Raw genomic sequence first — 25,271 nt, 5'->3', positions numbered from 1 at the left:
CGGTGGTCCTTGGTCAGGCTTGGGGATTAGCGGTTGAAGCGCAGGGGCAGGCCCTGACAGTGGTCGTACAGACGCCCCCGGTGCCAGGCGAGTTGGCCCGATACCAGGGTGGTGGCGACGCTATGGCGAAAGCGCTGGCCGGCAAACGGGGTCCAGCCGCATTGGGCAAGAATCGGCTGGCGGTCCACGGGCAGGCCTTCGGGCTCGGCACGGATCAGCACCAGATCGGCCCAGTAGCCTTCGCGCAGGTAGCCGCGGTCGGGGATGGCGAACAGGTCGGCCACCCGGTGGCTGGTCTTGGCCACCAGGGTGGTCAGGGGCAGGACCCGGTCCGCCACCAGTTCCAGCAAGGCCGGCAAGGCGTGCTGCACCAGAGGCAGGCCGGCGGGCGCACGGGTGTAAGGCTGCTGTTTCTGCTCCCAGGTGTGGGGTGCGTGGTCGCTGCCGATGATGTCCAGGCGCTGGCTGTTGAGAGCCTGACGCAAGGCATCGCGATCGGCCTGGGTCTTGATGGCCGGGTTGCATTTGATCAAGTGACCGAGGCGCGGGTAGTCGCGGTCATCGAACAGCAGGTGGTGCAGGCAGACTTCGGCGGTGATGTGTTTCTCGACCAGGGGCCGGTCCTCGAACAGGGCCAGTTCCCGGGCGCTGGTCAGGTGCAGGACGTGCAGGCGGGTGCCGTGTTTCTTCGCCAGTTCCACCGCCAGGGACGAGGAGCGGTAGCAGGCCTCGGCATCGCGAATGCGCGGGTGAGCCGCGGCGGGAATCTGATCGCCATAGAGTTGCTGCCAGCGTTGCTGCTTGAGCTGGATGCTCGGGGTGTGTTCGCAGTGGGCCAGGAGGATGGTCGGTACCTGGCGAAACAGCCGGTCGAGCACCTGGGGGTCGTCCACCAGCATGTTGCCGGTGGAGGCGCCCATGAATACCTTGACCCCGGCGACCTCGCTGGGATCGAGGGCGGCGACGGTGTCGAGGTTGTCGTTGCTGACGCCGAAGTGAAAGCCGTAGTTGGCCACCGAGGCGACGGCTGCGCGGCGTTTCTTGTCGGCCAGAGCGGCCAGGGTCAAGGTCGCCGGCGAGGTGTTGGGCATGTCCATGAAGCTGGTGATGCCACCGGCCACTGCGGCGCGGGACTCGCTATGGATGCTGCCTTTTTCCGGGGCGCCGGGATCGCGAAAGTGCACCTGGTCGTCGATCATCCCCGGCAGCAGCCATTGGCCCTGGGCGTCGATTTCCAGTTCGGCGCTGAGGTGGTCGAGGCTGCCGATGGTCTCGATTCGGCCCTGATTGACCAGCAGGTCGGCGTCGAACTCGCGTCCTTCGTTCACCAGGCGGGCGTTGCGGATAAGGATTCGGCTCATGCTCAAAACTCGTTCTGCAGGGCCTTGTAGCCGCGGACCAGATCGACGTTGGTGCGGGCCACGTCTTCGGAAAACTCCGAAGCGCTGATGCTCACCGGAGGGAACTGCGCCAGGTCGGTCTTGGGGCCGATGCGGGTGGTGGAGGGCACGTAGAAGCCTGGTGGCAGGTCACGACCGTCCACTACTGAGTTGTGTCGGACCACGCTGCCGTCACCCACCACGCAGTTGAACAGCACGCTGTTGAAACCGATGAACACCCGGTCGCCGACCACGCAGGGGCCGTGGACGATGGAGCGGTGGGCGATGGAGGTGTGCTGGCCGATGGTGACGGCGGCACCGGATTTGGAGTGGATCACCACGCCGTCCTGGATATTCGAATTGGCGCCGATGGTGATGGCTTCCATCTGGCCGCTGGCGTCGACCTCGTCGGCGCGGATCACCGCGTAGGGGCCTACGAACACGTTGTCGCCGATCACCACCTTGCCGCAGATGATGGCGGTCTTGTCCACGTAGGCGGATTCGGCGATTACCGGCAGATCGCCGGAGGGGTTTTTACGAATCATGGCGCGAGTCCTTCAAGGGGGAACTGATGACTTCCACCGCGCCATCGCGAATGGCGTTGTAGAAACAGTTGGGGCGACCGGTGTGGCAGGCGGGGCCTTGTTGCTCCACTTGCAGCAACACCGCGTCGCCATCGCAGTCCAGGCGCGCTTCGATCAGACGCTGGCGATGCCCGGAGCTTTCGCCCTTGCGCCACAGGCACTGGCGCGAGCGCGACCAATAACAGACCTGGCCGCTGGCCAGGGTTTCGGCCAGGGCCCGGCGGTTCATCCAGGCCAGCATCAGCACCTCGCCGCTGTCGTGTTGCTGGGCAATGGCGGCGATCAGTCCGTCGCTGTTCCAGGGCAGGGCGTCGAGCACGGCGGTCAGCGGCCAACGACTGCCCAGGGCGGCGGTTTCCAGGTCCAGCAGCGACAGCGGCGGGCGCTGGATCATGGTCGGCTCAGAGCGTCGTACAGGGTGTTGAGGTTGTATTCGAACAGCCCGATGAAGGTGCTGGCCGGGCCCGTGGCCGACAGGGCATCGGAGTACAGGGTGCCGCCAATATGAGCGCCGCTTTCCTCGGCGATCTGCTTGAGCAGGCGGGCGTCCTTGATGTTTTCCATGAACACCGCCTTGACCTTGGCGTTACGGATCTGGGTGATCAGCGCCGCGACTTCGGCGGCTGAGGGCTCGCGTTCGGTGGACAGGCCTTGGGGCGCCATGAAGTCGATGCCGTAGGCCTGGCCCAGGTAGCCGAAGGCGTCGTGAGAAGTGACGATCTTGCGGTTGCCCGGAGGCAGGGCGCCGAGCTTGGTCTTGGCCTCGGCCAGCAGGCGGTAGATCTGTTGCAGGTAGGCCTGGCTGTTGCGCTGGTAGTCGGCCTGGTGAGCCGGGTCGGCGGCAATCAGCGCCTTGGTGATGTTGTTCACATAGAGTTCGCTGTTGGCCAGGTTGTGCCAGGCATGCGGGTCGGGCACCTGTTCGCCGTCCTCGTCCAGGGTCCGTGGAATCACCCCGCGACTGGCGGTGATCACTGGCGTCTTGGTGGCCGAGCTGGCGACCAGACGATCCAGCCAGGGTTCGAAGCCCAGGCCGTTCTTGATGATCAGCCGGGCTTTGAGCAGGGCTTTGGCATCGTCCGGTGTGGGTTCGTAGGTGTGGGCGTCTTCGTCGGCGCCTACCAGGTTGGTGATCTGTACATGCTCGCCGCCGACCTGGCGGGTCATGTCGGCGAGGATGCTGAAGCTGGTGACCACCGCCAGCTTGTCCGCGGCCTGGGCGGTGGACCACGACAGGGGCAGCAGCAGGCTGAACAGCACGAGTAGAACGCGCATCGGGAAACACCTCATGGGGATGTGAGCAAAGGCGGGCGGTGCAACAGGCCGTGCACCGGCCCGAACACCACGGAGAGCAGGTACAGGCTGCCCGCCACCAGCACGATGGCCGGTCCGCTGGGCAGCGAGTAATGGAACGACAGCAACAGGCCGAGCCAGACCGAAAGACAACCCAGCAGCGCAGCGATGCCCATCAACCGCGGCAGCCGACGGCTCCAGAAGCGCGAGGCGGCGGCCGGCAGCATCATCAGCCCCACCACCATCAGGGCGCCGATGGCCTGGAAACCGATCACCAGATTGAGCACCACCAGGGTCAGGAACAGGCCGTGGGCCAGGGGACCCAGGCGGCTGACGCTGTGCAGGAACAGGGGGTCGAGGGTGTCCAGCAGCAGGGGTTTGTAGATCAGGGCCATGGCCAGCAGGCTGAAGCCCGAGACCAGGAGCATACCGTTGAGGGTCGGGCCGTCCACCGCCAGGGCCGAGCCGAACAGCAGGTGCAGCAGGTCCAGGCGTTTGCCCGCCAGCCCGAGGATCAGGACGCCGCTGGCCAGGGAGATGGGGTAGATCGCCGCGATGCTGGCGTCTTCCCGCAGGCCGGTGCGGCGGGTGATCCAGGCCGCGAGACCGGCCATGCCCAGGCCGGCGCCCAGACCGCCGAAGGTCAGGGCCGGCAAACTGAGACCGGCGAACCAGAAGCCCAGGGCCGCGCCGGGGAGGATGCCGTGGGCCACCGCATCGCCGATCAGGCTCATGCGCCGCAGGATCAGGAATACGCCCAGGGGAGCCGTGCTGCAGGCCAGTACCAGACCGCCGAGCAAGGCCCGACGCATGAACACGAATTCGCTGAAGGGTTGCCAGAAATGCGCGGCGAACTGCATCAAGCCACCTGCGTCCGGGATGGTGGGGCGATCAGTTCCCGGCTCTGGCCCAGGACACAGCCGCTGCTTTTGATCCACAAGGTCTGGGGGATGTGCTGGTGCACGGCGGCCAGGTCATGGCAAACCACCACCAGGGTCCGGCCCTGGGCGTGCCAGCTGTGCAGGTGTTGCCAGAGCAGGCTCTGGCCTGCTTCGTCGAGGGCGGCGTGGGGTTCGTCCAGGAGCAGCAGCGGTGCTTCGGTCAGGCTCAGTCGGGCCAGCAGCGCGCGCTGCAATTCTCCACCGGAAAGGGCCATCAACGGGCGACTTTCCAAGCCACTCAAATGCCAGTCTTCGAGCACCGCCTGCAGTTTTTCTGCCCGGGCCCTGGCCGTTTCGCACTTGCCCCAGAAGCCACCGGCCACCAGCGCTTCCAGGCTGATGGGGAACTGGCGATCGAGGTGTTGCTGTTGCGGCAGAAACGAAAAGCCGCCCCGTTTGGGCGCCGCCAGATCGACCTTGCCGGCCAAGGGTTTTTGCAGTCCGGCCAGGACTTTCAGCAGGCTGCTTTTGCCCGAACCGTTGGCGCCGATGACGGCGCTCAGGCTGCCGCTGGGCAGGTGCAGATCCAGGGCCGGAGTCAGGGGTTGGCCCGGCGCGCCCCAGCGTAAACCTTGGCAACGGATCATCAGGCCTCCCAGTTCCAGCGGCTTTGCGCCACGGCGTCGTGGGCGTGCAGGCTTTCCGCATGCACAACCCGCAGTTGGAAGGCGTTGACGCCAGGAGAGCGGCGCAGCGCCAGGTTCAGGCGGCGGGCGGCGTCTTCGCAAAACATCAGGTTTTGTCCGTTGGCCAGAGCGAAGGCCTGCTCATCGGCGCGCTTGACCGCCGTTTGCACGGCGGTGCCCAGGGCACTTTCAGCGTCGTTGATCAGGGCAATCAACGGCAGCTCGTCGAGGAGTTCGTCCAGGCGCAGGTGCAGTTCGGCGTTGCTGCGTTGGCTATGGGGCGTGGCGACTATGCCTTGGGTCGAGCCCAGCCAAGCCAGAATGTCGGCGTGCTGCAGTGGTTGGTTGGCGAAATCGTTGACGAATTGCTGTTGGATCAGTTGACGGGAAAGGGCGGCCGAGCAAGGGCAGGTTGAGGAATAAGGCACGACGATTTTTAGTTCCACGTGGAACATCGCATTTTTCAGCCGCGCTTCAATGCTCAACGGATAGCTCTTCCAACCGGCCAAAGGACTGACCAAGGCCGGACGTTTGAGCAGCAGATCGAAGTGCAGCCGTAGGTAGGCGCTGTGGGCCAGGCCCTCGTGACTGTCGAGAAAGCGCTGTAGCACCTGGCGCAGCAGAGCAGGCGTGAGGTTGTCCTGTTCGAGCATTTCCAGGGCCAGATACAAGCGCGACATATGAATGCCTCGCGCTTCGCCATCGTCGAGGCTGACTCCGGCATCGGCTTTGGCAGCGATCCGTTGGCTGTCCATCACTACAGGTAAGGCAATGCCGCACATGCCCACCCATTCCAGGGGCAAGGCTTGGCGTGAGGCCTGCGCGGCGATATCCGGCAGAGTCAGCGCGTTCATGAACAGGTCCGTCGTTAGGAATATTCCGACATGTTATATTATAACAATACATCCGATGAAACATTTTTCCTCGGCGGTTCTCTGGCCTGTTCTTGTGAGTACGGACACTCCCTTCACTGCGGTATTTGTCATGCACAGACGTCAATTGCTCAACCTGCTGTTGGCCGGCACGGCCCTGATGTTGCCCTGGACTGTTTCCGCCGCGCAGATCCGTAATGCGCGGCTGTGGAAAGACGCCGACAAGCTGCGGCTGGTGCTCGATCTGAGTGGGCCGGTGCAGTACAAGACCTTCACCCTGAGCGCGCCGGAGCGCTTGATCATCGATGTGAACGGCGCTCGCCTGAGTGGCGATTTCAGTCAGTTGCCCCTGGCCCATACGGTGATCCGCGCGATCCGCTCCGGGCATTTTGGCCAGGGCGATACGCGGATCGTCCTCGACCTGAACAAGCCGGTGCAGCTCAACAGCTTTCTCCTGCCGCCCCAGGATGGACAGGGCCACCGACTGGTGCTGGACCTGTCCGAGGCCGGCAAGGCGCCGCTGCAGATCGCCGCGGGCGCTGCGCCTCTGGCCAAGCCCGAGGCGTCGCCGGGCAAGCCCCATCCCAAGCGCGACATCATCGTGGTAGTGGACCCCGGCCACGGTGGCAAGGACCCGGGCGCCGTGGGGGCCAAGGGGGAACGGGAGAAGGATGTGGTGCTGTCCATCGCCCAGTTGCTGGCCAAGCGGCTCAAGCGCGAGAAGGGGTTTGACGTGAAGCTGGTACGCAACGATGACTTCTTCGTGCCGCTGCGCAAGCGGGTGGAGATCGCCCGCAAGCACAAGGCCGACATGTTCATCTCGGTGCACGCCGATGCGGCGCCGCGTCTTACCGCCTCCGGTGCCTCGGTGTATGCCTTGTCCGAAGGCGGGGCGACTTCGGCCACCGCGCGCTTCATGGCCCAGCGGGAGAACGATGCCGACCTGCTGGGGGCCAGCAGCCTGCTCAATCTCAAGGACAAGGACCCGATGCTGGCGGGGGTGATTCTCGACATGTCGATGAACGCCACCATTGCTGCCAGCCTGCAGCTAGGGGGCACGGTGCTGGACAGCCTGTCGGGGATTACCACCCTGCACCAGAAGCGCGTGGAACAGGCCGGATTCGCGGTGCTCAAGTCGCCGGATGTGCCATCGATCCTGGTGGAAACCGGCTTTATCTCCAACAGCCGCGACAGTCAGCGGCTGGTCACGACGCGGCATCAGCAGGCGATTGCCGACGGCCTGTTCAAAGGCTTGCAGCGCTACTTCGAAAAGAACCCGCCAGCCAACAGCTACATGGCCTGGCTCCAGGAAACCAGGAACAACCGCGCTGTGTAGCCGCCGGCGCCTGCACCGGGCGCGGTGTTGGCGCGTCTAGCAGCCGCTGATACGGCTGCAGGTGAACTTGGCGCTGCTGCCGCCGGAGCTGGAGAAGCGATTGCGGGTGGTCCAGCCCACGCGCTGGCTGTAGCCCACCCAGGCTTCGCCGTCGGAGGCCAGGCCGGTGAAGAAGGTCAGTTGCCCGTAGCGACTGTTGGTCTGCGCCCAGTAGCGTTTGCCGATTACCTCGAACCCGCGCAAGTAAGTGGTGCTGCCCGCCGTGGCGACGCTGTAGGCGTTGCCCAAGGGATCGACACAGGCCAGCAGGGTGGCGCTGCGGGTGCAGGTGGCCAGGGTGCTGGGCACGCCGGCTGTGGCGTGGCCGGCCAGCAGCATCAGGCTTGAAAGCAGGGTGGGAAGGACAAGGCGCATGGCAGTTCTCGTGGCGACAGGGGCGCAGCATCGCGCCCTTCGTCGTGGGCGGCAAGGGAGTATTGGCTAATGTGCATTGTTATAATATAACATCAAATAAAGCCTGACCCGTGACCCCGCCATGACTGAACAAGAGCTCCTCGCCGAACCCCCGGCGCATTACATGAACGACGCCCAACAGGGCTTCTTCCGCGATCTGCTGCTGGCCCAGCGCAGCGAATTGCAGGAGCGCATTGCCGTTGAGTTCGACCAACTGCGCGAGCAGGAACCCCACAGCGACCCCGCCGACATCGGTAGCGCCGAAGAACAGCGGCAATGGCAACTGCGCCTGCTGGAACGGGAAAAGAAGCTCCTGGACAAGATCGACGAGGCCCTGGAGCGCCTGGCCCGGGGCGAGTACGGCTGGTGCCGCGACACCGGCGAGGCCATCGGCCTCAAGCGCCTGCTGCTGCGGCCCACCGCCACCCTGTGTATCGAAGCCAAAGAACGCCAAGAGCTGCGCGAACGCCACCAACGGGCGCTTTGACCCAGCCGCGAACCTGATGAGGACCCCCCATGACCCAGCGTCTTCCCGTTACCGTGCTGTCCGGCTTTCTTGGCGCCGGCAAAAGCACCCTGCTCAATCACATCCTGCGCAACCGCGACAACCTGCGGGTAGCGGTGATCGTCAACGACATGAGCGAAATCAACATCGACGGCAGCGAGGTGCAGCGTGATGTCAGCCTCAATCGTGCCGAAGAGAAGTTGGTGGAGATGAGCAACGGCTGCATCTGCTGCACCCTGCGCGAAGACCTTCTGGAGGAGGTGGGCAAGCTGGCCCGCGACGGGCGCTTCGATTACCTGCTGATCGAGTCCACCGGCATCTCCGAGCCGCTGCCGGTGGCGGAAACCTTCACCTTTCGCGATGAGGCCGGGCAGAGCCTGGCGGACATCGCCCGCCTCGATACCATGGTCACCGTAGTCGACGGCATGAACTTCCTGCTGGACTACCAGGCCGCGCAAAGCCTGGCCTCCCGGGGTGAAACCCTGGGCGAGGAGGACGAACGTTCGATCACCGACCTGCTGATCGAACAGGTGGAGTTTGCCGACGTTATCCTCATCAGCAAGATCGACCTGATCAGCAGCGCCGAGCGCCAGGAGCTGATGGCGATCCTGGCGCGGCTCAACGCCCAGGCAGAGATCGTTCCCATGGTCATGGGCCAGGTGCCCTTGGCCAAGATCCTCAACACCGGACGCTTCGACTTTGAACGCGCGGCCCAGGCGCCGGGCTGGCTGCAAGAGTTGCGCGGCGAGCACGTGCCGGAAACCCAGGAGTACGGAATCGCCTCGACCGCCTATCGAGCGCGCCGCCCCTTTCATCCCCAGCGTTTCTTCAACTTCATCAACCGGCCCTGGGTCAACGGCAAGCTCCTGCGCTCAAAAGGCTTCTTCTGGCTCGCCAGCAAGTACCAGGAGGCGGGCAGTTGGTCCCAGGCCGGCGGTTTGATGCGCCATGGCTTTGCCGGGCGCTGGTGGCGCTTCGTGCCCAAGCAGCACTGGCCCCAGGACGAGGAAAGCACGGCGGCGATTCTGCACAACTGGACCCCGGCCACGGGTGACTGTCGTCAGGAACTGGTGTTCATCGGCCAGAACATCGACTTTACCCGGCTCAGTGCCGAGCTCGACCTGTGCCTGCTGGATGACGATGAAATGGCCCTCGGTGTCGAGGGCTGGAGCCTGATGACCGACCCTTTCGGTTCCTGGCATGAAGAGGAGGCGGCCTGATGCTGACCCTGAGTTCCCCGGTGACTCCACTGAGCATTCCATTGACGGCCAAGTGCTTGCTGCTGCCTTGTGCGGTGCCGCTGGTTTCCCGGCGCGCGGCCATTGGCCAGGCCCCGGCAGTGCTGGCCGAGGTGCTGGACGATGAGGTCAACCTCGGTCTCTGGCAGCGCCAGTTGCCGGCGCACATCGAGGACTTCGGCGAGTTGCTGTTGTCCCTCAATGAGCCCTTGGCGGAGTCCCTGTCCCTGGAGTTGCCGGATGAGGATTGCCCGCCGAACCTGCGGGGTTTGGCCGCGCGCTTCAGCGACTTGCAGGGTTATGACGGCTTTATCGCCGACGTTTCCTGGTTGGTCAGTGCCTTTGCCTGCCTGTTGGGCGCCAAACGCGTGGGCTTGCGCTTACGGGTGCTGGACAAGGCCATGTGCCCGCGGTTTCACGTCGACCATGTGCCGGTGCGCCTGATCACCACCTATGCCGGGATTGGCAGCCAGTGGTTGCGGGAAGGGGCGATGGACCGTCGGCAGTTGGGGCAGGCTGCGGCCGAACCTCGGGAATCAGAGCTGATCCAGCAGATTGGCCGCGGTGAAGTGGCGCTGTTCAAGGGTGAGAAATGGCATGGCAACGAGGGGTTTGGTCTGATTCATCGTTCGCCGCAGCCGGCGCCGGGGGAGCGGCGTTTGATACTGACTCTTGATTGGCTGGGGTGAGCGGCGAGCGTTCGCGGGCAAGCCCGCTTCTACGGCGGTCGGCGGATTTTCGTCGCGACGGGGAAGGGCGTAGCATCAGCGCACAAGCTTGCGGAAATCCTTCCATGCTGCAGAACATTCCTACCCATGTGATCGCCGGCCCTCTGGGGGCCGGCAAGACCAGCCTGATCCGTCATCTGCTGAGCCAGCGCCCGGCCCATGAGCGCTGGGCGGTGCTGATCAATGAGTTCGGCCAGATTGGCCTGGACGCGGCCTTGCTGGCTCGGGATGACGACGGCATCGCCCTCGGCGAAGTGGCCGGCGGCTGCCTGTGCTGTGTCAACGGCGCACCGTTTCAGGTGGGTTTGGGGCGTCTGCTGCGCAAGGCCAAGCCGGATCGTTTGTTCATCGAGCCGTCCGGCCTTGGTCACCCGGCGCAATTGCTCAAGCAACTGAGCGTTGCGCCCTGGCAGGGGGTACTGGCGTTGCAGCCCTGCGTACTGGTGCTCGACGCCCAGGCCCTGGCGGCCGGCAAGCCGCTGCCCCAGGCCCAGCAGGATGCCCTGTCCAGCGCCGGCTTGCTGGTGTTGAACAAGGACGAACTGCTCAGCGACAGCGATCGACTGCGGGTGCTGGAGCAGTTGCCGGACCTGCCCTTGTTCTGGACGCGCCATGCCGCCTTGCCCTTGGCCGAGCTACCGGGTCTGGAGGCCAGTGCCGGGGCGGCGCTGGAGCAACTGGATGTTCCCCAGGGCTTGGCACAGTTGCCGGCAGTGTGGAGCGATCCGGCGCTGCCGATCTGCCTCAGTCAGTCTCAGGAGGAGGGCTGGAGCATCGGTTGGCGCTGGCACCCGAGCCAGCAGTTCGACCTGGCCCGGGTGGATCACTGGTTGCAGAACCTCGACTGGCGTCGGGCCAAGCTGGTGATCCACTGCGATGAGGGCTGGCGCTCGGGCAATGGCTTGGATAATTCACCGCTGAACTGGCTGCCCAGCGAATGGCGACGGGATTCGCGCCTGGAATTGATTTTCAGCGCCCCGCAGGACATGGCCGCCCTGCAAGCCAGCCTCAGCGCTTGCCGCCTGTAGGCGCAGGCTTGCCTGCGCATTTCACGGCTTGAACTTGCGGTGCTCTTCGCGCCACTGACTCAGTTCGATCACCTCGGCGCTGGGCAACGGCTCTTTCACTTCGAATGGGTAGGGCGCCAGCTCGATGTGCGCGCTGTGGGCTCCAAACTGAGTGATGGTCCCGGCGTGGCGGGTTTCACCGGTCACGGTGAATTCGAAGTTGTAGATTCGCGCCAGGCGCCGGCGACCGTTGGCGTCCTTGACCAAACCGATGCGCTTGAGTGCGACGTTGCCGTCCAGCAGCTCGATGTCGAGCCGTGCGCAGTGCTGCTTGACCCGCTCCAGCGCCCGCTCCCGCAGGCCGTGGTTGTGCCATAGCCAGGCGGCGCCGGTCGCCAGCAGCATCAGCACAAAGATGTTTCCAAGGGTCAGCATGAAGGTTTGCTCCAACGAAGTGGCGTCAGCTTAACTGCGTCTCCGGTCTGTCGTACAGGCTGCGTTTAGTCGCATACTGCGCGGCTTGAATTCCACCGGTTTTATGGAAAATCCTGCATGAAACGTACGCCCCACCTGCTTGCGATCCAGTCCCATGTGGTTTTCGGCCACGCCGGTAACAGTGCTGCGGTGTTTCCCATGCAGCGGGTCGGGGTGAATGTCTGGCCCCTGAATACCGTACAGTTCTCCAACCACACTCAGTATGGTCAGTGGGCCGGAGAAGTGTTGGCGCCCCATCAGATTCCCGAGCTGGTAGAAGGCATCGCCGCCATCGGCGAGCTGGGCAACTGCGACGCGATTCTCTCCGGTTACCTGGGCAGCGCGGCCCAGGGCCGGGCGATTCTCAGTGGCGTGGCGCGGATCAAGGCGACCAACCCCAAGGCCTTGTACCTGTGCGACCCGGTGATGGGCCATCCGGAGAAGGGCTGCAGCGTGCCGGCGGAGGTCAGCGACTTCCTGCTGGATGAGGCGGTGGCCATGGCCGACTTCCTGTGCCCCAACCAGCTGGAGCTGGACAGCTTCTGCGGACGCAAGCCGCAATCATTGTTCGATTGCCTGGGCATGGCTCGCTCGTTACTGGAGAAGGGCCCCAAGGCGGTGCTGGTCAAGCACCTGGACTACCCGGGCAAACTGGCGGAAGGCTTCGAGATGCTACTGGTGACCGCCGAGGGCAGTTGGCACTTGCGCCGCCCGTTGCTGGCGTTCCCGCGGCAGCCGGTGGGGGTGGGCGACCTGACGTCGGGTCTGTTCCTGGCGCGGGTGTTGTTGGGCGACAGCCTGGTGGCGGCGTTCGAGTTCACCGCCGCCGCAGTGCATGAAGTGCTGCTGGAAACCCAGGCCTGCGCCAGCTACGAGCTGGAACTGGTGCGGGCCCAGGACCGCATTGCCCATCCACGGGTGCGGTTCGAAGCCACGCCGATCGGCTTCTGAGGGCGACCGGCGTGCAGTGACTCAGGCCTGCTCGGAGAACTGCACCGTCGGCGCCTGCTGACTAAAGCCCCGGGTGTGTATGCCCAGGTACACCAGGCCCAGGGCGAACCAGGCCAGACCAATCCCCAGGGTCAGGGCCGAGAGGCTGGTCCACAGCCAGACGATCAGACCGAAGCCGATCAACGGCAGCAGGCCGTACTGCAGCAGTCGCGCACTCGTGCGCGGCTGGCCCTGTCCCAAGTGACTCTTGATCACCGCCAGGTTGACCACCGAGAACGCCACCAGCGCGCCGAAACTGATCATCGAGGCCAGGGTGGTGAGGTCGATGACCACCGCCAGCAAGGACACCAGCGACACCAGGACAATGGCGATCACCGGGGTTTTGTAGCGCTCCGACAGGGTGCCGAACACTCGCCGTGGCAGGATGCCGTCGCGACCCATGCTGAACAGGATGCGCGACACCGAGGCCTGTGACGCCAGGGCCGAGCCCGCAGCGCCGGCGACATAGGTGGCGGTGAAGAACATCTCCAGGAAACGCCCGCCGGCATGTAGCATCACTTCGCTGGCTGCCGAGTCGGCGTCCTTGAAACTGCTGCCGGGGAAGGCCAGTTGGCTGGTCATGGCCAGCAGGATGAACAGCAGCCCTGCGCCCAGGGTGGTGATGACAATGGCCCGTGGGATGTCCCGGCGCGGGTCACGGGTTTCCTCGGCCAGGGTCGACACCGCGTCAAAGCCCAGGAACGACAGGCACAGCACCGCGGCCCCAGCCATCAATGGCAACAGTCCGCTCTGGCTGCCGTCGCCGACCCAGGGTGCACTCAGGTCCAGGCTTGCGGCCCCGGCCAGCTGGCGAATCACCAGGGCTACGAACACCACCACGAACACCATCTGCGCGCAGACGATCAGGTTGCTCATGCTCGACACCGAACCGATGCCGCGAATGTTCAGCAGCGTCACCAGGCTGATGGTCGCCACCACGAAGACCCAAGCCGGCACGGCGGGAAAGGCCAGGTTGAGAAACAGGCCGATCACCAGGTAGTTGATCATCGGCAGGAACAGGTAATCCAGCAGCAGCGACCAGCCGGCGAGAAAGCCGATGCCCGGTCCGAAACTGAGGCTGGCGTAGGAATAGGCCGAGCCGGCAATCGGGTACTTCCTGACCATGACGCTATAGGACAGGGCTGTGAAGATCATGGCCAGCAGGGTCACGACATAGGCTGCGGCGGTACGCCCCCCGGTGATCTGGGTGACCACGCCGTAGGTGGTGAACACGGTCAGGGGCACCATGTACACCAGGCCGAAGAACACCAGGGCCGGCAGCCCGAGGATGCGTCGCAGGGAGGTGCCTTGGGCGCTGTGGGTGAAGTCGCCGGAGGCGAGGGCGGGACTGTCGGACAGAGTATTGGCGCTGGGCATTGTTATTGTTCTCACGCGTTCGTTGGCTCGAAGGCTCCCCGGACGGGGAGTGCGTTTGTGCCTTGCTCAATGATTCTGGCAGCGGTGCCCCCTGGGCATAACTCTCTATGTGGTCAAAAAGGGATGAATCCGGCCAATCGGGATGACCGCAGAAGACTGCCTGGAGCGGCGGGGGGAGAGGCTGGTCGAGCGCGCAAGGCGCTGCCGGGGCGTGGCGAGGGGACCGTCCGTGGTCCTGCTGAATCAGCGTATCTGCCTGAGGATCAAGGGCCGTCGGCCTTGATTTCCTGGTAGCGCTTTTCCAGCTCCTGGCGGATCTGCCGGCGCTGCTGGGCTTGGATATAGCGGCGCTTGCCGTCGGCAGTCTCGGGTTGCAGCGGCGGCACCTGGGCCGGTTTGCGCTGGTCGTCCACCGCCACCATGGTGAAGAAGCAACTGTTGGTGTGGCGCACCGAGCGTTCGCGGATGTTCTCGGTCACCACCTTGATGCCCACCTCCATGGAGGTGTTGCCGGTGTAGTTGACCGAGGCCAGGAAGGTCACCAGTTCGCCGACATGCACCGGCTCGCGGAAGATCACCTGATCCACCGACAAGGTCACTACGTAGCGGCCGGCATAACGGCTGGCGCAGGCATAGGCAACTTCGTCGAGGTACTTGAGCAGGGTGCCGCCGTGGACATTGCCAGAGAAATTGGCCATGTCAGGGGTCATCAATACCGTCATCGACAGCTGGGCGTTTCCGGGTTCCATAGCACACTCACGGTTCAAGGCAGGGGTTGCTTGAGCACCTCTGCGGGTGCTGGTTTCAAGGATTTTCAAACCATCGATAACGGGACGCCGGGCCGCGTCGTGCCGTCACGCTCCGGTGGATCTGTTTCCTAATATTGCACCGCCTTTCTGCCGGAAGTCCCGGTGTTAACCTGCAAAACACCCGTTCCAGGGCTTTTTCCGCTCCTATTTTTGGATATTTCTTTGTACTGATCAGATTTTTCTTTTTAGGCGATCTGCGCCGCCCAGCTTTCAAGGAGAACCCCGGCCATGCATGCCATCAGTTTCATTCAGGACCTGGCCGTGATCATGCTGGTCGCAGGCGTCGTGACCATTCTCTTTCACCGACTCAAGCAGCCGGTGGTGCTGGGCTACATCGTCGCCGGCTTCATCATCGGCCCCCACACGCCGCCGTTCGGCCTGATCCACGACGAACAGACCATCAAGACCCTGGCCGAGCTTGGGGTGATTTTCCTGATGTTCTGCCTGGGGCTGGAATTCAGCCTGCGCAAGCTGTTCAAGGTGGGTGCCACGGCGTTTATCGCGGCCTTCCTGGAAATCGTCCTGATGATCTGGATCGGCTACGAGATCGGTCGCTGGTTCGATTGGAACACCATGGATTCGCTGTTCCTCGGGGCGATCCTGGCCATCTCCTCCACCACCATCATCGTCAAGGCGCTCAACGACCTGAAGATGAAGAACGAGCGCTTCGCCCAGCTGATCTTTGGTGTGTTGATCGTCGAGGACATTCTCGGCATTGGCATCATCGCCTTGCTGTCGAGTATTGCGGTCAGTGGCACCGTGAGTTCCGGCGAAGTGTTCTCCACCGTCGGCAAGCTTTCGCTGTTCATGATCGTGGCGCTGGTGATCGGCATTCTGCTGGTGCCGCGCCTGCTGGCCTACGTGGCCAGGTTCGACAGCAACGAGATGCTGCTGATCACTGTGCTGGGGCTGTGTTTCGGCTTCTGTCTGCTGGTGGTGAAGCTGGAGTACAGCATGGTCCTGGGGGCCTTCCTGATCGGCGCGATCATGGCCGAGTCCCGTCAGTTGCTGAAGATCGAGCGGCTGATCGAGCCGGTTCGTGACCTGTTCAGTGCGATCTTCTTTGTCGCCATCGGCCTGATGATCGACCCGCAGATCCTTCTGCAATACGCCTGGCCCATCGCTGTGATCACCGTGGCAGTGGTGCTGGGCAAGATGTTGTCCTGCGGCATGGGTGCCTTTATCGCCGGCAACGATGGACGGACCTCTCTACGAGTCGGGATGGGCCTGTCACAGATTGGCGAGTTTTCGTTCATCATCGCCGCCCTGGGCATGACCCTGCAGGTCACCAGCGATTTTCTCTATCCGGTCGCGGTTGCCGTGTCGGCGATCACCACTTTGCTCACGCCCTATCTGATTCGCGCGGCCGATCCTTTGTCGCACAAGCTGGCCGGGGTTTTGCCTCAACGTCTGAGCCGGGTGCTGGGCATGTATGGGGAGTGGTTGCGCAGTATCCAGCCTCAGGGCGAGGGTGCGTTGCTGGCGTCGATGATCCGCAAGATCCTGCTGCAGGTGGGAGTGAATCTGGCGCTGGTGGCGTCGATCTTCTTTTCCGGCGGCTATTTCGCCAAGCGCATCGGCGCTTATCTGGAGGACTGGGTCAGTGATCCGAGCTGGCAGAAGGCACTGATCTGGGGTGGAGCGCTGCTGCTGTCGCTGCCATTCCTGATTGCCGCCTACCGCAAGCTCAAGGCGCTATCGATGCTGCTGGCGGAGATGGGGGTCAAGGCGGAAATGGCCGGGCGCCACACCCAGCGGGTACGTCGGGTGATCGCCGAGGTGATTCCGATCCTGTCGCTACTGGTGATCTTTCTGCTGTTGGCGGCGCTGTCGTCGAGCATCCTGCCGACCCTGGAGTTGCTGGTGCTGATTGCCGTGGTGGCGGCTGTGGTGGCTGCGGTGTTGTGGCGCTGGTTCATCCGCGTGCACACGCGGATGCAGGTGGCGCTGATCGAAACCTTCGAGCACAGCAAGGACAACGGCGGGCATTGACCTTGCCGCTCGCCAGCAGGGCGCTGGCGAGCCGGTTGCAACGTCGGGAGTTGGCTCAGCTTTCCAGCCAGACGTCCCGCGCCCAGTGCCACACCGATTCCCAGGACTCTTCGGTGATCAGCTCTTCTTCGCCGGACCACAGCACCACGGTGCCGTCTTCCTCGACGCAGTAGTAGTCGTCGCCGTCCTGGCAGATCGGGATCAGCTCGCGAGGCACGCCCAGGTCCCAGGCGGTCGCGGCCACTTCCGGCAGGTAGGTGTGGGATTGCGGGTCGGTGACGGTGACCGGCTCCAGGCTGCCGTAAACCACGTCGCTGACCGTCAACAGGAACTCTTTGAAGACGAACGGAATATTGATGAACAGCTGTTCTTCAATTTCCACCAGTTGGTCTTCGTCCGGCAGTTCCAGGGGGACGGGTACCGGTTCGTTGGCTTCTCGGAGTTGTTCGATGACTTCTTCCACGGCCTGGGTCCTCTTAGCTCTATGGCGCGGTTGTTTGACGGCGGTTTATACAGTAGCTCGCTATAAGTGCAATCGTGAAATGCAAAACCCCGACTTGAGTCGGGGTTTTGCCTTACTGCTGTGACAACGGCATGAATCAACCGTTCTGGCGGATACCTGCCACCAGCCATGGCTGGTTGTCGCCCTGGGCGCGTTCCATGTTCCAGCTTTCGCTGAACACTTCGCCCTGGTCGAAGCGCGAGGTCTTCGATACACCGCTGAAGGTCAGGGTGGCGATGGTCTTGTCGGCACGGTCATCCACGCCTTCAAGCTGCACTTGCAGGTTGTCGATGTAGGTGGACTGGAAGCCGTCGCCCAGATCGGCACGTTCCTGTTTCAGGAACTGCAGCATCTGCGGGGTGACGAATTCGGCGATCTTGTCCATTTCGTTGGCGTCCCAGTGTTGCTGCAGGGACTGGAAGTGGCTGCGCGCCGCTTCAATGAAGCGCTCTTCGTTGAACCAGGCCGGAGCGTTGATCACAGGACGCGCGGCAGGTGCTGCCGAGCCACCGAAGATCGAACCGCCAGCCGGTTGCTGAGGCTCGAAAGCCTCACGCTGCATTGGCGCGTGGCCCGCTGGAGCGAACTGCTCCTGCTGCTTGCGACGGCGCGCGGCGATGAAGCGGAAGATCACAAAGGCGATGACTGCCATGATCAGGATGTCGAAGATCTGCATGCCCTGGAAGCCGCCGCCCATGAACATGGAGGCCAGCAGGCCACCGGCTGCGATGCCGGCCAGAGGGCCGAGCCAGCGCGAAGCACCACCGGCCTTGGCCGCGGCACCTGCAGCACCGGCTGCGCCAGCGGTGGCCGCAGCGGCAGGAGCGCCCGGAGCGGTTGGCGCCGCCTGGCGAGTTTGGTGGGTCGGGGCAGCGCCGGCGCTTTTGCCGCCACCGAAGCGCTTGGCGTTGGCGTCGAGGCTCATCGTCAGGCCGATGCACAGCGCCATGGCGATGCTAAGAAAACGTTTCATAAAGGGGGTTCCCATTTGTGGATGGCACGCGCGCCATATTGCACAGGTGAAGTGTCAGTGGCGAGCGGCATAATGTTTCGGGCTTTTGCCTGACAGGCTTGATTCAGCTCTGCCCGCAATCATGCTCGCCGATAGGGTTTTTGTCTGTAAGGACGCGGCTTTGGTTCAATCCCCAAACCGTTCAGCGACGCAGTGCCAGCAGCACCACGCCAGCGGTGATCAGACCGATTCCGCCCCATTGGCGCAGATCGAGTTTCTCCCCCAGCAATGCCACGCCGATGAGGGCGACGAACACCACGCTGAGCTTGTCCACCGGCGCCACCAGCGAGGCGGGGCCGAGTTTCAGGGCGCGGAAATAGCATAGCCAGGAAGCCCCGGTGGCCAGCCCGGACAGCAGCAGGAACAGGTAGCTCTTGGGGGAAATTGATCCCAGGGACTGATATTGGCCCGTTGCGTACAAAATCAAGGCCAGACTGACCAGGACCACCACGGTGCGCAGCAGGGTGGCGAAGTCTGAATTGAGGTTTTCTATCCCCACTTTGGCGAAGATCGCCGTTAAAGCAGCGAAAACTGCCGACAACAGGGCCCAGAATGTCCACGAGGAAAAAAAGCCTGTGCCCATGTTCGCCCTGCCTTCTCTGCACTGGCCTGTAGGAGCCGGCTGGCCGGCGAAGAGGCCCTTGAGCCGGTCTTCGCCAGTGAGATTCGCTGGCAAGCCAGCTCCTACACACGCCAAGCGTGGGTGGTTAGATGGCTTCCAGCTTGGCGTAGCCGAGCATCAGCCATTTGCTGCCTTCACTGAAGTTGACCTGGACCCGCGCCTGGGCGCCGGCACCTTCGAAGTTGAGGATCACCCCATCGCCGAAGACCGAGTGGCGCACGGCCTGACCCAGGCTCAGGCCGGTGTCCGGAATCTCGCTGCCGCCGAACAGGCTGCTGGTGCTTTGCGACTGGCCGCCACCGAAAGGCCGGCTGACGCTGTTGGACAGGCGCACTTCCTGAATCAGTCCCTTGGGCACTTCACGTACGAAGCGCGACACCTTGTTGTAGGTTTCGCTGCCATATAGACGACGGGTCTCTGCATAGGTCATCACCAGGTTCTGCATGGCCCGGGTAATGCCCACGTACGCCAGGCGGCGTTCTTCCTCAAGCCGACCGGGTTCTTCCAGGCTCATCTTGTGGGGGAACAGGCCTTCTTCCATGCCCACCAGGAACACGTAGGGGAACTCCAGGCCCTTGGCGCTGTGCAGGGTCATCAGTTGCACACTGTCTTCATGTTCGTCGGCCTGGGTATCGCCGGCTTCCAGGGATGCGTGGCCGAGGAAGGCCGCCAGGGGCGTCAGGTCCTCGTCTTCTTCGCTGTTCTCGAAGTTGCGCGCGGCGCTCACCAGTTCCTCAAGGTTTTCCACCCGGGCCTGGCCCTTCTCGCCTTTTTCCGCTTCGTGGTAGGCAATCAGCCCCGACTGCTCGATCACCGTCTGGGTCATCAGGTGCAGGGGCATTTCCAGGGTCTTGGCCGCCAGGTTCTCGATCAGCTCGATGAAGGCGCCGAGGGCGCTGGCCGCACGACCGGTCAGGCCTTTATTGGCCACCAGTTGGCGCATGGCTTCCCACATCGATACATCGCTGTGGCGCGCGTGCTCGCGGATGGCTTCGACGGTCTTTTCGCCGATGCCCCGGGCCGGAACGTTGATCACCCGTTCCAGGGCCGCGTCGTTGCCACGGCCTTCCAGCAAGCGCAGGTAAGCCATGGCGTTCTTGATCTCGGCCCGCTCGAAGAAGCGCTGGCCGCCATAGATGCGGTATGGAATGCGCTCGCGCAGCAGGGCTTCTTCCAGCACCCGGGACTGGGCGTTGGAGCGGTAGAGAATGGCGATGTCGCTGCGGGCCATGCCGGTCTTCAGCGCGCTCTCGATGGTTTCCACGACATAGCGGGCTTCATCGTGCTCGTTGAAGGCGGCGTACAGGTTGATGGCTTCGCCTTCGCCGCCATCGGTCCACAGCTCCTTGCCCAGGCGCCCGGTGTTGTTGGCGATCAGGGCGTTGGCAGCCTTGAGGATACCGGCGGTGGAGCGATAGTTCTGCTCCAGGCGGATCACTTCGGTGTCCGGGAAGTCGGCGGAATACTGATGGATGTTCTCGATTTTCGCCCCGCGCCAGCCGTAGATCGACTGGTCGTCGTCGCCCACTACCATCAGGCTGTCACCGCCCTGGGCCAGCAGCCGCAGCCAGGCGTATTGCACGGCGTTGGTGTCCTGGAACTCGTCCACCAGCACGTGGCGGAAACGCTTCTGGTAGTGCGCCAGCAGGCCCGGGTGGTCGCGCCACAGGTCCAGGGCGCGCAGCAGCAGTTCGGAGAAGTCGATGACTCCGGCGCGCTGGCAAGCGGCCTCGTAGGCCTCATAGATGCCGCGCATGGTGGCCAGGAAAAGATCGCCGCTGGCCTGGATATGTTGCGGCCGCAGGCCTTCGTCTTTCTGACCGTTGATGAACCACTGAGCCTGGCGGGCCGGCCAGCGTTGTTCGTCCAGGCCCAACTCGCGGATCACCCGCTTGACCAGGCGTTGCTGGTCGTCGCTGTCGAGAATCTGGAAGGTCTGGCTCAGGCCGGCTTCCTGCCAGTGGGCCCGCAGCAGGCGGTGTGCCAGGCCGTGGAAGGTGCCGACCCACATGCCTGCCGGGTTGATACCCAGCAATTGCTCGATGCGGTGACGCATCTCGGCGGCAGCCTTGTTGGTGAAGGTCACCGACAGGATCGAGTGGGGCGAGGCGTTCTCGACCTGGATCAACCAGGCGATACGGTGCACCAGCACACGGGTTTTGCCGGAGCCAGCACCGGCCAGGACCAACTGACGACCCACGGAGGCAGCTACGGCCTGGCGTTGGGCATCGTTGAGGGAGTTCAACAGGAGGGAGAGATCATCGCGCATCGGGGCATTCTAGGGGGCCGCGTCACCCCGGGCAAACCCGGCATTGCATTAGCCGATAAAACAACGGCCGGGGACGACCGGTTGGTCACAGGCCGCAGCCATTGACGTCTCTCGCCCGCACACTTTCACGGCGGAATACGGCGGGATTTGTTTTATCGATTTTATGATCTGGAGCAGTTTGGCTCGGGCTTGCGCTTGTGTATGCTCCGCCGACGTTTCGGGCTCAACCATTATAAGAATACTGCCTATGACACTTAACCCCGACCCGTCCGGGCCCTTCATGGCGCCGCGGGTCATCCGCCAGCATTACGCCGTCGAGATGGCAGTGGAGCGCACGCGCCTGCTGTATCAGGGCTCGCTGCTGCCGACCCTTTTCATGCTGCTCAACGGTCTGGTGTGCACCTGGTTGCTCTGGAGTCCGGCGCGCTATCTGTTGCTCAGCGTGTGGATGGTCTGGCTACTGGCCCTGGTGGCCTTGCGGGTGATCCAGGTGGCGGCGTTCGACTCGGCGATTCCCAGTCGTCAGGCGCAGCCCATCTGGCAGCGCATGTTTCTTCTGGGGTCGGCAGTCAGTGGCCTGACCCTGGCCTGTGCCGGCATCGCCCTGGTGCCCACCGACAGTTTTTTGCAGCAGGCCTGGGTTTTCGGCCTGATCGGCGCGGCGATTCTTTCCGCCAGCGTGGCCTACGCGGTCAGCCTGCAGGCCTTTCTCTCCTTCACCTTGCCCTGCCTGTTGCCGGCCATCGCCTATCTGTTCTGGGGCGGAGACGATCAGCAGCGAGGCTGGGGCTGGCTCGGGCTGATTCTCCTGGTATCCCTGAGCGTGGTGGCCTGGCAGGTCAACCGCCTGATTCAGCGCGGACTGTTGCGGCGCTTTCAGAATCAGGCGCTGATCGAGCATCTGCAGGACGCCCAGAGCCGCAGCAGTCAGCTCAACCGCGAGCTGGCCCGTGAGATCGAACAGCGCCGACGGGCCGAAGACCAATTGCGTGAAGCCCAGGCCGGGCTGGAGCAGCGGGTGGCCCAGCGCAGCCTGGAGCTGGACGAGGCCAACCAGGCCCTGAGCAAGAGCGAGGCGCGTCTGGCCCTGGCCCTGAACGCCAGCGAGCTGGGGCTCTGGGACTGGAACCTGCAGACCGACGAAATCCATCACACCCAGATCAAGGAGCTGTTCGGCCTGGAGCCCGAAGATGTCACCGCGATGCTCAGTCATCTCAAGCCGCGCCTGCACCCCGAGGATTTGCCGCTGCTCAAACGTGCCCTGGTGGAGCACCTCAAGGGCCGCAGCGAGGATTATCAGGTGGAGTACCGGGTGCGCCATGGCGATGGCCACTGGGTGTGGATCGAGGACCGGGGCAGGGCGGTGGAGCGCAGTCCTGCTGGGAGGGTGTTGCGCATGGTGGGCACGCGGCGGGATATCAGTGCCGACAAGGAAGTGGAAGTGCAGCGCAATCTGGCGGCGACGGTGTTCGAGGCGGCCAGTGAAGGCATCGTCATCCTCGACCCCGAGTACGCCCTGATCGCCGCCAATCAGGCCTTCAGCCAGGTCACGGGCTACCAGATCGAGGACATGCTCGGACGCAATGTGGTGGAGCTGTCCTGCAGCCGCGATGCCCGCCGGCATTACCCATTGATTCATCAGGCTCTGGAGCAGTACGGCAGTTGGCAGGGCGAGTTGGTGGAAACCCGCAAGAACGGCGAACTCTATCCGCAGTGGCTGCAATTGAACGTCGTGCGGGATAAGCGGGGGAAAATCCGGCATATCGTAGGCTTTTTCGCCGATCTATCGGCTCGGCGCGAATCCGAGGAGCGCATGCGCTACCTCACTCACTACGACGAGCTCACCGGGCTGGCCAACCGCTCTCTGTTTCGCGAGCGCCTGGCCGAGGCCCATCAACGGGTGCGCCAGGGCGGCCGCAGCCTGGCCTTGCTGCACATCAATCTGGATCGCTTCAAGTTGCTCAACGACAGCCTCGGCCATGAAGTGGCCGACCAGTTGCTGCAGAAGATGGCCAGACGACTGGTCAATGCCCTGCCGGAAGCCGACACCATCGCCCGGTTGTCCGGGGATGAGTTCGCCGTGCTGTTCGACGCCTACGGCAGCCTGTCGAGCCTGACCCGGGTGGCGACCCGGCTGCTGAGCAAGCTGCGCCTGCCGATCACCGTCGATGGCCATGAACTGGTGGTCAGCGCCTCCATGGGCATCAGCATGCTGCCGGACAGCGCCCGGGAGATTGCCGCCCTGGTCAGTCAGGCGAACATGGCCATGGCCCATGCCAAGCACCTGGGAGGCAACAACTTCCAGTTCTATACCGAGAGCCTGCAGGCCAGCACCCTGGAGCGTCTGCAACTGGAGAACCAACTGCGCAAGGCCATCGAAGAAGGCCAGTTGATGGTGTTCTACCAACCCAAGCTGTGCCTGGCCACGGGCCGGCTGAACGCCGCCGAAGCCCTGGTGCGCTGGGATCACCCGACCATGGGGCGGGTGCCGCCGGGAGACTTTATTGGCCTGGCGGAAGAGACCGGGCTCATCGGCCCCATCGGCGAGTTTGTGTTGCGCCAGGCATGCCGCCAAGCCTGCGAATGGCAGCGCCAGGGGCTGGAGCCGATTCGGGTGTCGGTCAATCTGTCGGTGTATCAGTTGCGCCAGGGCAAGCTGGTGAGCCTGGTGCGCCAGGTATTGGAAGAAACTGGTCTGGAGCCGCACTTCCTCGAGCTGGAACTGACTGAAAGCCAGCTCCTGGACAGCGTCGAGCACATCATCGCGACCTTCCAGCAACTGCGTGATCTGGGGGTGAAGCTGGCCATCGACGACTTCGGCACGGGGTACTCGTCCCTGAGCTACCTCAAGCGCATCCCGGTGGACTACGTGAAGATCGACCAGGCCTTTATTCGTGGTCTTGCCGACGGTGGCGAGGATGCGGCGATTACCCGGGCAATCATTGCCATGGCTCACGGGCTGTCGCTGAAAGTGGTGGCCGAGGGGGTCGAGGATCCTGCCCAGCTGACCTTCCTGCGGGCTGAACACTGCGATGAAGTTCAGGGCTACCTGATCAGTCGCCCGGTGAATGCCGAGGCGCTCGCGCAGCTGTTGCAAGCCCAGACTCGCTAATGGGCGGCGGCGCCTGCCACAACGGCTACATAAGTCGTACCCGGCTGAAAATGGGGGGCAGGCCGGCAACTTCATGATGCATTGAACAGGCAAAAAGACGATTCCTGTAGTATAACTACAAGCTTGCTACATCCCCGGCGTCAGCCAATAACAATGAGTCCAGCCCTTTGAACCTGTTGCAGCACATCGCCCAGTCACGTCATTTGTTACGCAAATCGGAACTCAAGGTCGCCGATCACGTGCTCCTTGATCCTGCGGCCGTGATGCACAGTTCCATGGCGGACCTGGCCCACAGCGTGGGCATCAGCGAACCGACCATCGTGCGCTTCTGCCGTGCCATCGGTTGCTCCGGCTTTCAGGATCTGAAGCTCAAGTTGGCCCAGAGCCTTGCTGCCGGTGCCAGCTTTGGCCAGTTCGCGATCCATGAAGACGATTCTGTCGCTGACTACAGCCTGAAGATCTTCGACACCACCCTGCATACCCTGATGGAAGTTCGCGAGAAGCTCGATCCGGTGGCCCTGCAGCAGGCGGTGACGGCCATGTCCCAGGCCCAGCGCGTGGAGTTCTACGGCTTTGGCGCGTCGGGCGCGGTGGCGGCGGATGCCCAGCACAAGTTCTTTCGCTTGCTGCTGACCGCGGCGGCCTATTCCGACCCGCACATGCAGGCGATGTCGGCGGTGACCTTGAAGCCTACCGACGTGGCCATCTGCATTTCCCAGTCCGGCCGTTCCAAGGACCTGCTGATCACCGCCAATCTGGTGCGTGAAAGCGGCGCCTCGCTGATCACCCTGTGCCCGAGCCAGACGCCGTTGGCCGAGCTGTCCACGGTCAACCTGGCCATCGACGTGCACGAAGACACCGAAATCTACACCCCGTTGACCTCGCGTATCGCCCACCTGGTGGTGATCGACGTGCTGGCGATGGGCGTGGCCATGGCCCGCGGCCCGAGCCTGGTGAATCACCTCAAGAGCGTCAAGCGCAGCCTTCGCAGCCTGCGTCTGTCGCCCAAGTCGGTGAAAGCTCTGGACGACTGAGTCTCTCTGGCCGGTGATGCGGCCTCTGGATTGTGCATCGCTCTGACGGACGCCTTCGCTGGCAAGCCAGCTCCTACAGATAGGTAGGCGCTGTGAATGTTCATCGTCCTGTAACC

Annotated in this window: 24 protein-coding genes; 9 read left to right on the top strand and 15 right to left on the bottom strand. The window is 63.5% G+C overall.

What is annotated here, in order from left to right:
* Positions 1–26: 26 nt before the first annotated feature.
* Genes FW796_RS12915 through folE2 form a run of 7 tightly spaced genes read right to left on the bottom strand, consistent with a single transcriptional unit; the run spans position 27 to position 5,677 of the window.
* Positions 27–1,361 (bottom strand): dihydroorotase, encoded by a 1,335-nt coding sequence (locus FW796_RS12915; protein ID WP_446439427.1) that lies wholly within the window; start codon positions 1,359–1,361, stop codon positions 27–29.
* A 2-nt stretch (positions 1,362–1,363) separates the two neighbouring features.
* The gene (locus tag FW796_RS12910) at positions 1,364–1,924 is read right to left on the bottom strand and encodes a gamma carbonic anhydrase family protein (RefSeq protein WP_102862389.1); all 561 of its coding nucleotides are present in this window, start codon (positions 1,922–1,924) and stop codon (positions 1,364–1,366) included.
* Complete coding sequence (gene hisI / locus FW796_RS12905) at positions 1,914–2,357, bottom strand: phosphoribosyl-AMP cyclohydrolase (protein WP_123723670.1); 444 nt, start codon at positions 2,355–2,357, stop codon at positions 1,914–1,916. The genes FW796_RS12910 and hisI overlap by 11 nt, the downstream gene beginning before the upstream one ends.
* The gene (locus FW796_RS12900; protein ID WP_404937946.1) at positions 2,354–3,238 is read right to left on the bottom strand and encodes a metal ABC transporter substrate-binding protein; all 885 of its coding nucleotides are present in this window, start codon (positions 3,236–3,238) and stop codon (positions 2,354–2,356) included. The genes hisI and FW796_RS12900 overlap by 4 nt, the downstream gene beginning before the upstream one ends.
* Before the next feature lie 11 nt (positions 3,239–3,249).
* The gene (locus tag FW796_RS12895; protein ID WP_346634738.1) at positions 3,250–4,116 is read right to left on the bottom strand and encodes a metal ABC transporter permease; all 867 of its coding nucleotides are present in this window, start codon (positions 4,114–4,116) and stop codon (positions 3,250–3,252) included.
* Positions 4,116–4,784 (bottom strand): metal ABC transporter ATP-binding protein, encoded by a 669-nt coding sequence (locus FW796_RS12890; RefSeq protein WP_446439426.1) that lies wholly within the window; start codon positions 4,782–4,784, stop codon positions 4,116–4,118. The genes FW796_RS12895 and FW796_RS12890 overlap by 1 nt, the downstream gene beginning before the upstream one ends.
* Positions 4,784–5,677 (bottom strand): GTP cyclohydrolase FolE2, encoded by an 894-nt coding sequence (folE2, locus tag FW796_RS12885; protein WP_446439425.1) that lies wholly within the window; start codon positions 5,675–5,677, stop codon positions 4,784–4,786. Before folE2 ends, FW796_RS12890 begins: the two co-directional genes overlap by 1 nt.
* 130 nt (positions 5,678–5,807) lie before the next feature.
* Here folE2 and FW796_RS12880 point away from each other — a divergent pair, with 130 nt between their 5' ends.
* On the top strand, positions 5,808–7,031 hold the full coding sequence (locus FW796_RS12880) for an N-acetylmuramoyl-L-alanine amidase (RefSeq protein WP_346634741.1): 1,224 nt from the start codon (positions 5,808–5,810) through the stop codon (positions 7,029–7,031).
* Between the two features lie 36 nt (positions 7,032–7,067).
* Here the strand turns inward: FW796_RS12880 and FW796_RS12875 are convergent, their stop codons facing one another.
* Positions 7,068–7,445: a glutamine synthetase gene (locus FW796_RS12875; protein ID WP_446439424.1), complete on the bottom strand. Its 378-nt coding sequence runs from the start codon at positions 7,443–7,445 to the stop codon at positions 7,068–7,070.
* A 121-nt stretch (positions 7,446–7,566) separates the two neighbouring features.
* Here FW796_RS12875 and dksA point away from each other — a divergent pair, with 121 nt between their 5' ends.
* From dksA to FW796_RS12855, 4 genes are all read left to right on the top strand, one after another.
* Positions 7,567–7,971, top strand: a complete 405-nt coding sequence (dksA, locus tag FW796_RS12870) for an RNA polymerase-binding protein DksA (RefSeq protein ID WP_446439423.1) — start codon at positions 7,567–7,569, stop codon at positions 7,969–7,971.
* A 29-nt stretch (positions 7,972–8,000) separates the two neighbouring features.
* The gene (zigA, locus tag FW796_RS12865) at positions 8,001–9,209 is read left to right on the top strand and encodes a zinc metallochaperone GTPase ZigA (protein ID WP_446439422.1); all 1,209 of its coding nucleotides are present in this window, start codon (positions 8,001–8,003) and stop codon (positions 9,207–9,209) included.
* Positions 9,209–9,916 (top strand): DUF1826 domain-containing protein, encoded by a 708-nt coding sequence (locus tag FW796_RS12860; RefSeq protein WP_446439421.1) that lies wholly within the window; start codon positions 9,209–9,211, stop codon positions 9,914–9,916. The genes zigA and FW796_RS12860 overlap by 1 nt, the downstream gene beginning before the upstream one ends.
* A 104-nt stretch (positions 9,917–10,020) precedes the next feature.
* Positions 10,021–10,983 (top strand): CobW family GTP-binding protein, encoded by a 963-nt coding sequence (locus FW796_RS12855; RefSeq protein WP_446439420.1) that lies wholly within the window; start codon positions 10,021–10,023, stop codon positions 10,981–10,983.
* 21 nt (positions 10,984–11,004) lie between these two features.
* Here FW796_RS12855 and FW796_RS12850 read toward each other — a convergent pair whose 3' ends face one another.
* Entirely contained in the window at positions 11,005–11,397 is a 393-nt protein-coding gene (locus tag FW796_RS12850; protein WP_123723660.1) for a DUF3301 domain-containing protein, read from the bottom strand.
* A gap of 117 nt (positions 11,398–11,514) precedes the next feature.
* Between FW796_RS12850 and pdxY the strand changes: the two genes are divergently transcribed.
* Positions 11,515–12,387: a pyridoxal kinase PdxY gene (pdxY, locus tag FW796_RS12845; RefSeq protein ID WP_123723659.1), complete on the top strand. Its 873-nt coding sequence runs from the start codon at positions 11,515–11,517 to the stop codon at positions 12,385–12,387.
* A gap of 21 nt (positions 12,388–12,408) precedes the next feature.
* On the opposite strand, the gene FW796_RS12840 is transcribed toward pdxY, so the two are convergent.
* Both FW796_RS12840 and FW796_RS12835 read right to left on the bottom strand, forming a co-directional pair.
* Positions 12,409–13,803 (bottom strand): APC family permease, encoded by a 1,395-nt coding sequence (locus FW796_RS12840; protein WP_346634747.1) that lies wholly within the window; start codon positions 13,801–13,803, stop codon positions 12,409–12,411.
* 263 nt (positions 13,804–14,066) lie between these two features.
* A complete protein-coding gene (locus FW796_RS12835) occupies positions 14,067–14,552 on the bottom strand; it encodes an acyl-CoA thioesterase (RefSeq protein ID WP_102862374.1) in 486 nt (161 codons plus the stop codon).
* Positions 14,553–14,840: 288 nt separating this feature from the next.
* Here FW796_RS12835 and FW796_RS12830 point away from each other — a divergent pair, with 288 nt between their 5' ends.
* Positions 14,841–16,604, top strand: coding sequence for a cation:proton antiporter (locus FW796_RS12830; RefSeq protein WP_446439419.1), 1,764 nt, complete (start codon positions 14,841–14,843; stop codon positions 16,602–16,604).
* 55 nt (positions 16,605–16,659) lie between these two features.
* On the opposite strand, the gene FW796_RS12825 is transcribed toward FW796_RS12830, so the two are convergent.
* The 4 genes from FW796_RS12825 to uvrD form a co-directional block, all read right to left on the bottom strand.
* A complete protein-coding gene (locus FW796_RS12825) occupies positions 16,660–17,067 on the bottom strand; it encodes an SMI1/KNR4 family protein (protein WP_102862372.1) in 408 nt (135 codons plus the stop codon).
* A gap of 136 nt (positions 17,068–17,203) precedes the next feature.
* Positions 17,204–18,079 carry a Tim44 domain-containing protein gene (locus FW796_RS12820; RefSeq protein WP_346634749.1) on the bottom strand — a complete coding sequence of 292 codons (876 nt, stop codon included), beginning with the start codon at positions 18,077–18,079 and terminating at the stop codon, positions 17,204–17,206.
* A 181-nt stretch (positions 18,080–18,260) separates the two neighbouring features.
* Complete coding sequence (locus FW796_RS12815; RefSeq protein WP_446439418.1) at positions 18,261–18,701, bottom strand: EamA family transporter; 441 nt, start codon at positions 18,699–18,701, stop codon at positions 18,261–18,263.
* Between the two features lie 124 nt (positions 18,702–18,825).
* Entirely contained in the window at positions 18,826–21,009 is a 2,184-nt protein-coding gene (uvrD, locus tag FW796_RS12810; RefSeq protein WP_346634751.1) for a DNA helicase II, read from the bottom strand.
* Between the two features lie 247 nt (positions 21,010–21,256).
* Between uvrD and FW796_RS12805 the strand changes: the two genes are divergently transcribed.
* Positions 21,257–24,121 carry an EAL domain-containing protein gene (locus FW796_RS12805; RefSeq protein WP_446439417.1) on the top strand — a complete coding sequence of 955 codons (2,865 nt, stop codon included), beginning with the start codon at positions 21,257–21,259 and terminating at the stop codon, positions 24,119–24,121.
* 167 nt (positions 24,122–24,288) lie between these two features.
* Positions 24,289–25,155 (top strand): transcriptional regulator HexR, encoded by an 867-nt coding sequence (gene hexR, locus FW796_RS12800; protein ID WP_011064325.1) that lies wholly within the window; start codon positions 24,289–24,291, stop codon positions 25,153–25,155.
* Positions 25,156–25,271 lie beyond the last annotated feature (116 nt).

It is taken from the genome of Pseudomonas sp. 910_21, assembly GCF_052850735.1.
The sequence above is the reverse complement of the archived record's forward strand: the minus strand, read 5'-3'. Positions and strand labels throughout refer to the sequence as shown.

Coding starts and splice junctions, on each gene's coding strand:
- FW796_RS12915 (WP_446439427.1), bottom strand. CDS start 1,361: ATGAGCCGAATCCTTATCCGCAACGCCCGCCTGGTGAACGAAGGACGC.
- FW796_RS12910 (WP_102862389.1), bottom strand. CDS start 1,924: ATGATTCGTAAAAACCCCTCCGGCGATCTGCCGGTAATCGCCGAATCC.
- hisI (WP_123723670.1), bottom strand. CDS start 2,357: ATGATCCAGCGCCCGCCGCTGTCGCTGCTGGACCTGGAAACCGCCGCC.
- FW796_RS12900 (WP_404937946.1), bottom strand. CDS start 3,238: ATGCGCGTTCTACTCGTGCTGTTCAGCCTGCTGCTGCCCCTGTCGTGG.
- FW796_RS12895 (WP_346634738.1), bottom strand. CDS start 4,116: ATGCAGTTCGCCGCGCATTTCTGGCAACCCTTCAGCGAATTCGTGTTC.
- FW796_RS12890 (WP_446439426.1), bottom strand. CDS start 4,784: ATGATCCGTTGCCAAGGTTTACGCTGGGGCGCGCCGGGCCAACCCCTG.
- folE2 (WP_446439425.1), bottom strand. CDS start 5,677: ATGAACGCGCTGACTCTGCCGGATATCGCCGCGCAGGCCTCACGCCAA.
- FW796_RS12880 (WP_346634741.1), top strand. CDS start 5,808: ATGCACAGACGTCAATTGCTCAACCTGCTGTTGGCCGGCACGGCCCTG.
- FW796_RS12875 (WP_446439424.1), bottom strand. CDS start 7,445: ATGCGCCTTGTCCTTCCCACCCTGCTTTCAAGCCTGATGCTGCTGGCC.
- dksA (WP_446439423.1), top strand. CDS start 7,567: ATGACTGAACAAGAGCTCCTCGCCGAACCCCCGGCGCATTACATGAAC.
- zigA (WP_446439422.1), top strand. CDS start 8,001: ATGACCCAGCGTCTTCCCGTTACCGTGCTGTCCGGCTTTCTTGGCGCC.
- FW796_RS12860 (WP_446439421.1), top strand. CDS start 9,209: ATGCTGACCCTGAGTTCCCCGGTGACTCCACTGAGCATTCCATTGACG.
- FW796_RS12855 (WP_446439420.1), top strand. CDS start 10,021: ATGCTGCAGAACATTCCTACCCATGTGATCGCCGGCCCTCTGGGGGCC.
- FW796_RS12850 (WP_123723660.1), bottom strand. CDS start 11,397: ATGCTGACCCTTGGAAACATCTTTGTGCTGATGCTGCTGGCGACCGGC.
- pdxY (WP_123723659.1), top strand. CDS start 11,515: ATGAAACGTACGCCCCACCTGCTTGCGATCCAGTCCCATGTGGTTTTC.
- FW796_RS12840 (WP_346634747.1), bottom strand. CDS start 13,803: ATGCCCAGCGCCAATACTCTGTCCGACAGTCCCGCCCTCGCCTCCGGC.
- FW796_RS12835 (WP_102862374.1), bottom strand. CDS start 14,552: ATGGAACCCGGAAACGCCCAGCTGTCGATGACGGTATTGATGACCCCT.
- FW796_RS12830 (WP_446439419.1), top strand. CDS start 14,841: ATGCATGCCATCAGTTTCATTCAGGACCTGGCCGTGATCATGCTGGTC.
- FW796_RS12820 (WP_346634749.1), bottom strand. CDS start 18,079: ATGAAACGTTTTCTTAGCATCGCCATGGCGCTGTGCATCGGCCTGACG.
- FW796_RS12815 (WP_446439418.1), bottom strand. CDS start 18,701: ATGGGCACAGGCTTTTTTTCCTCGTGGACATTCTGGGCCCTGTTGTCG.
- uvrD (WP_346634751.1), bottom strand. CDS start 21,009: ATGCGCGATGATCTCTCCCTCCTGTTGAACTCCCTCAACGATGCCCAA.
- FW796_RS12805 (WP_446439417.1), top strand. CDS start 21,257: ATGACACTTAACCCCGACCCGTCCGGGCCCTTCATGGCGCCGCGGGTC.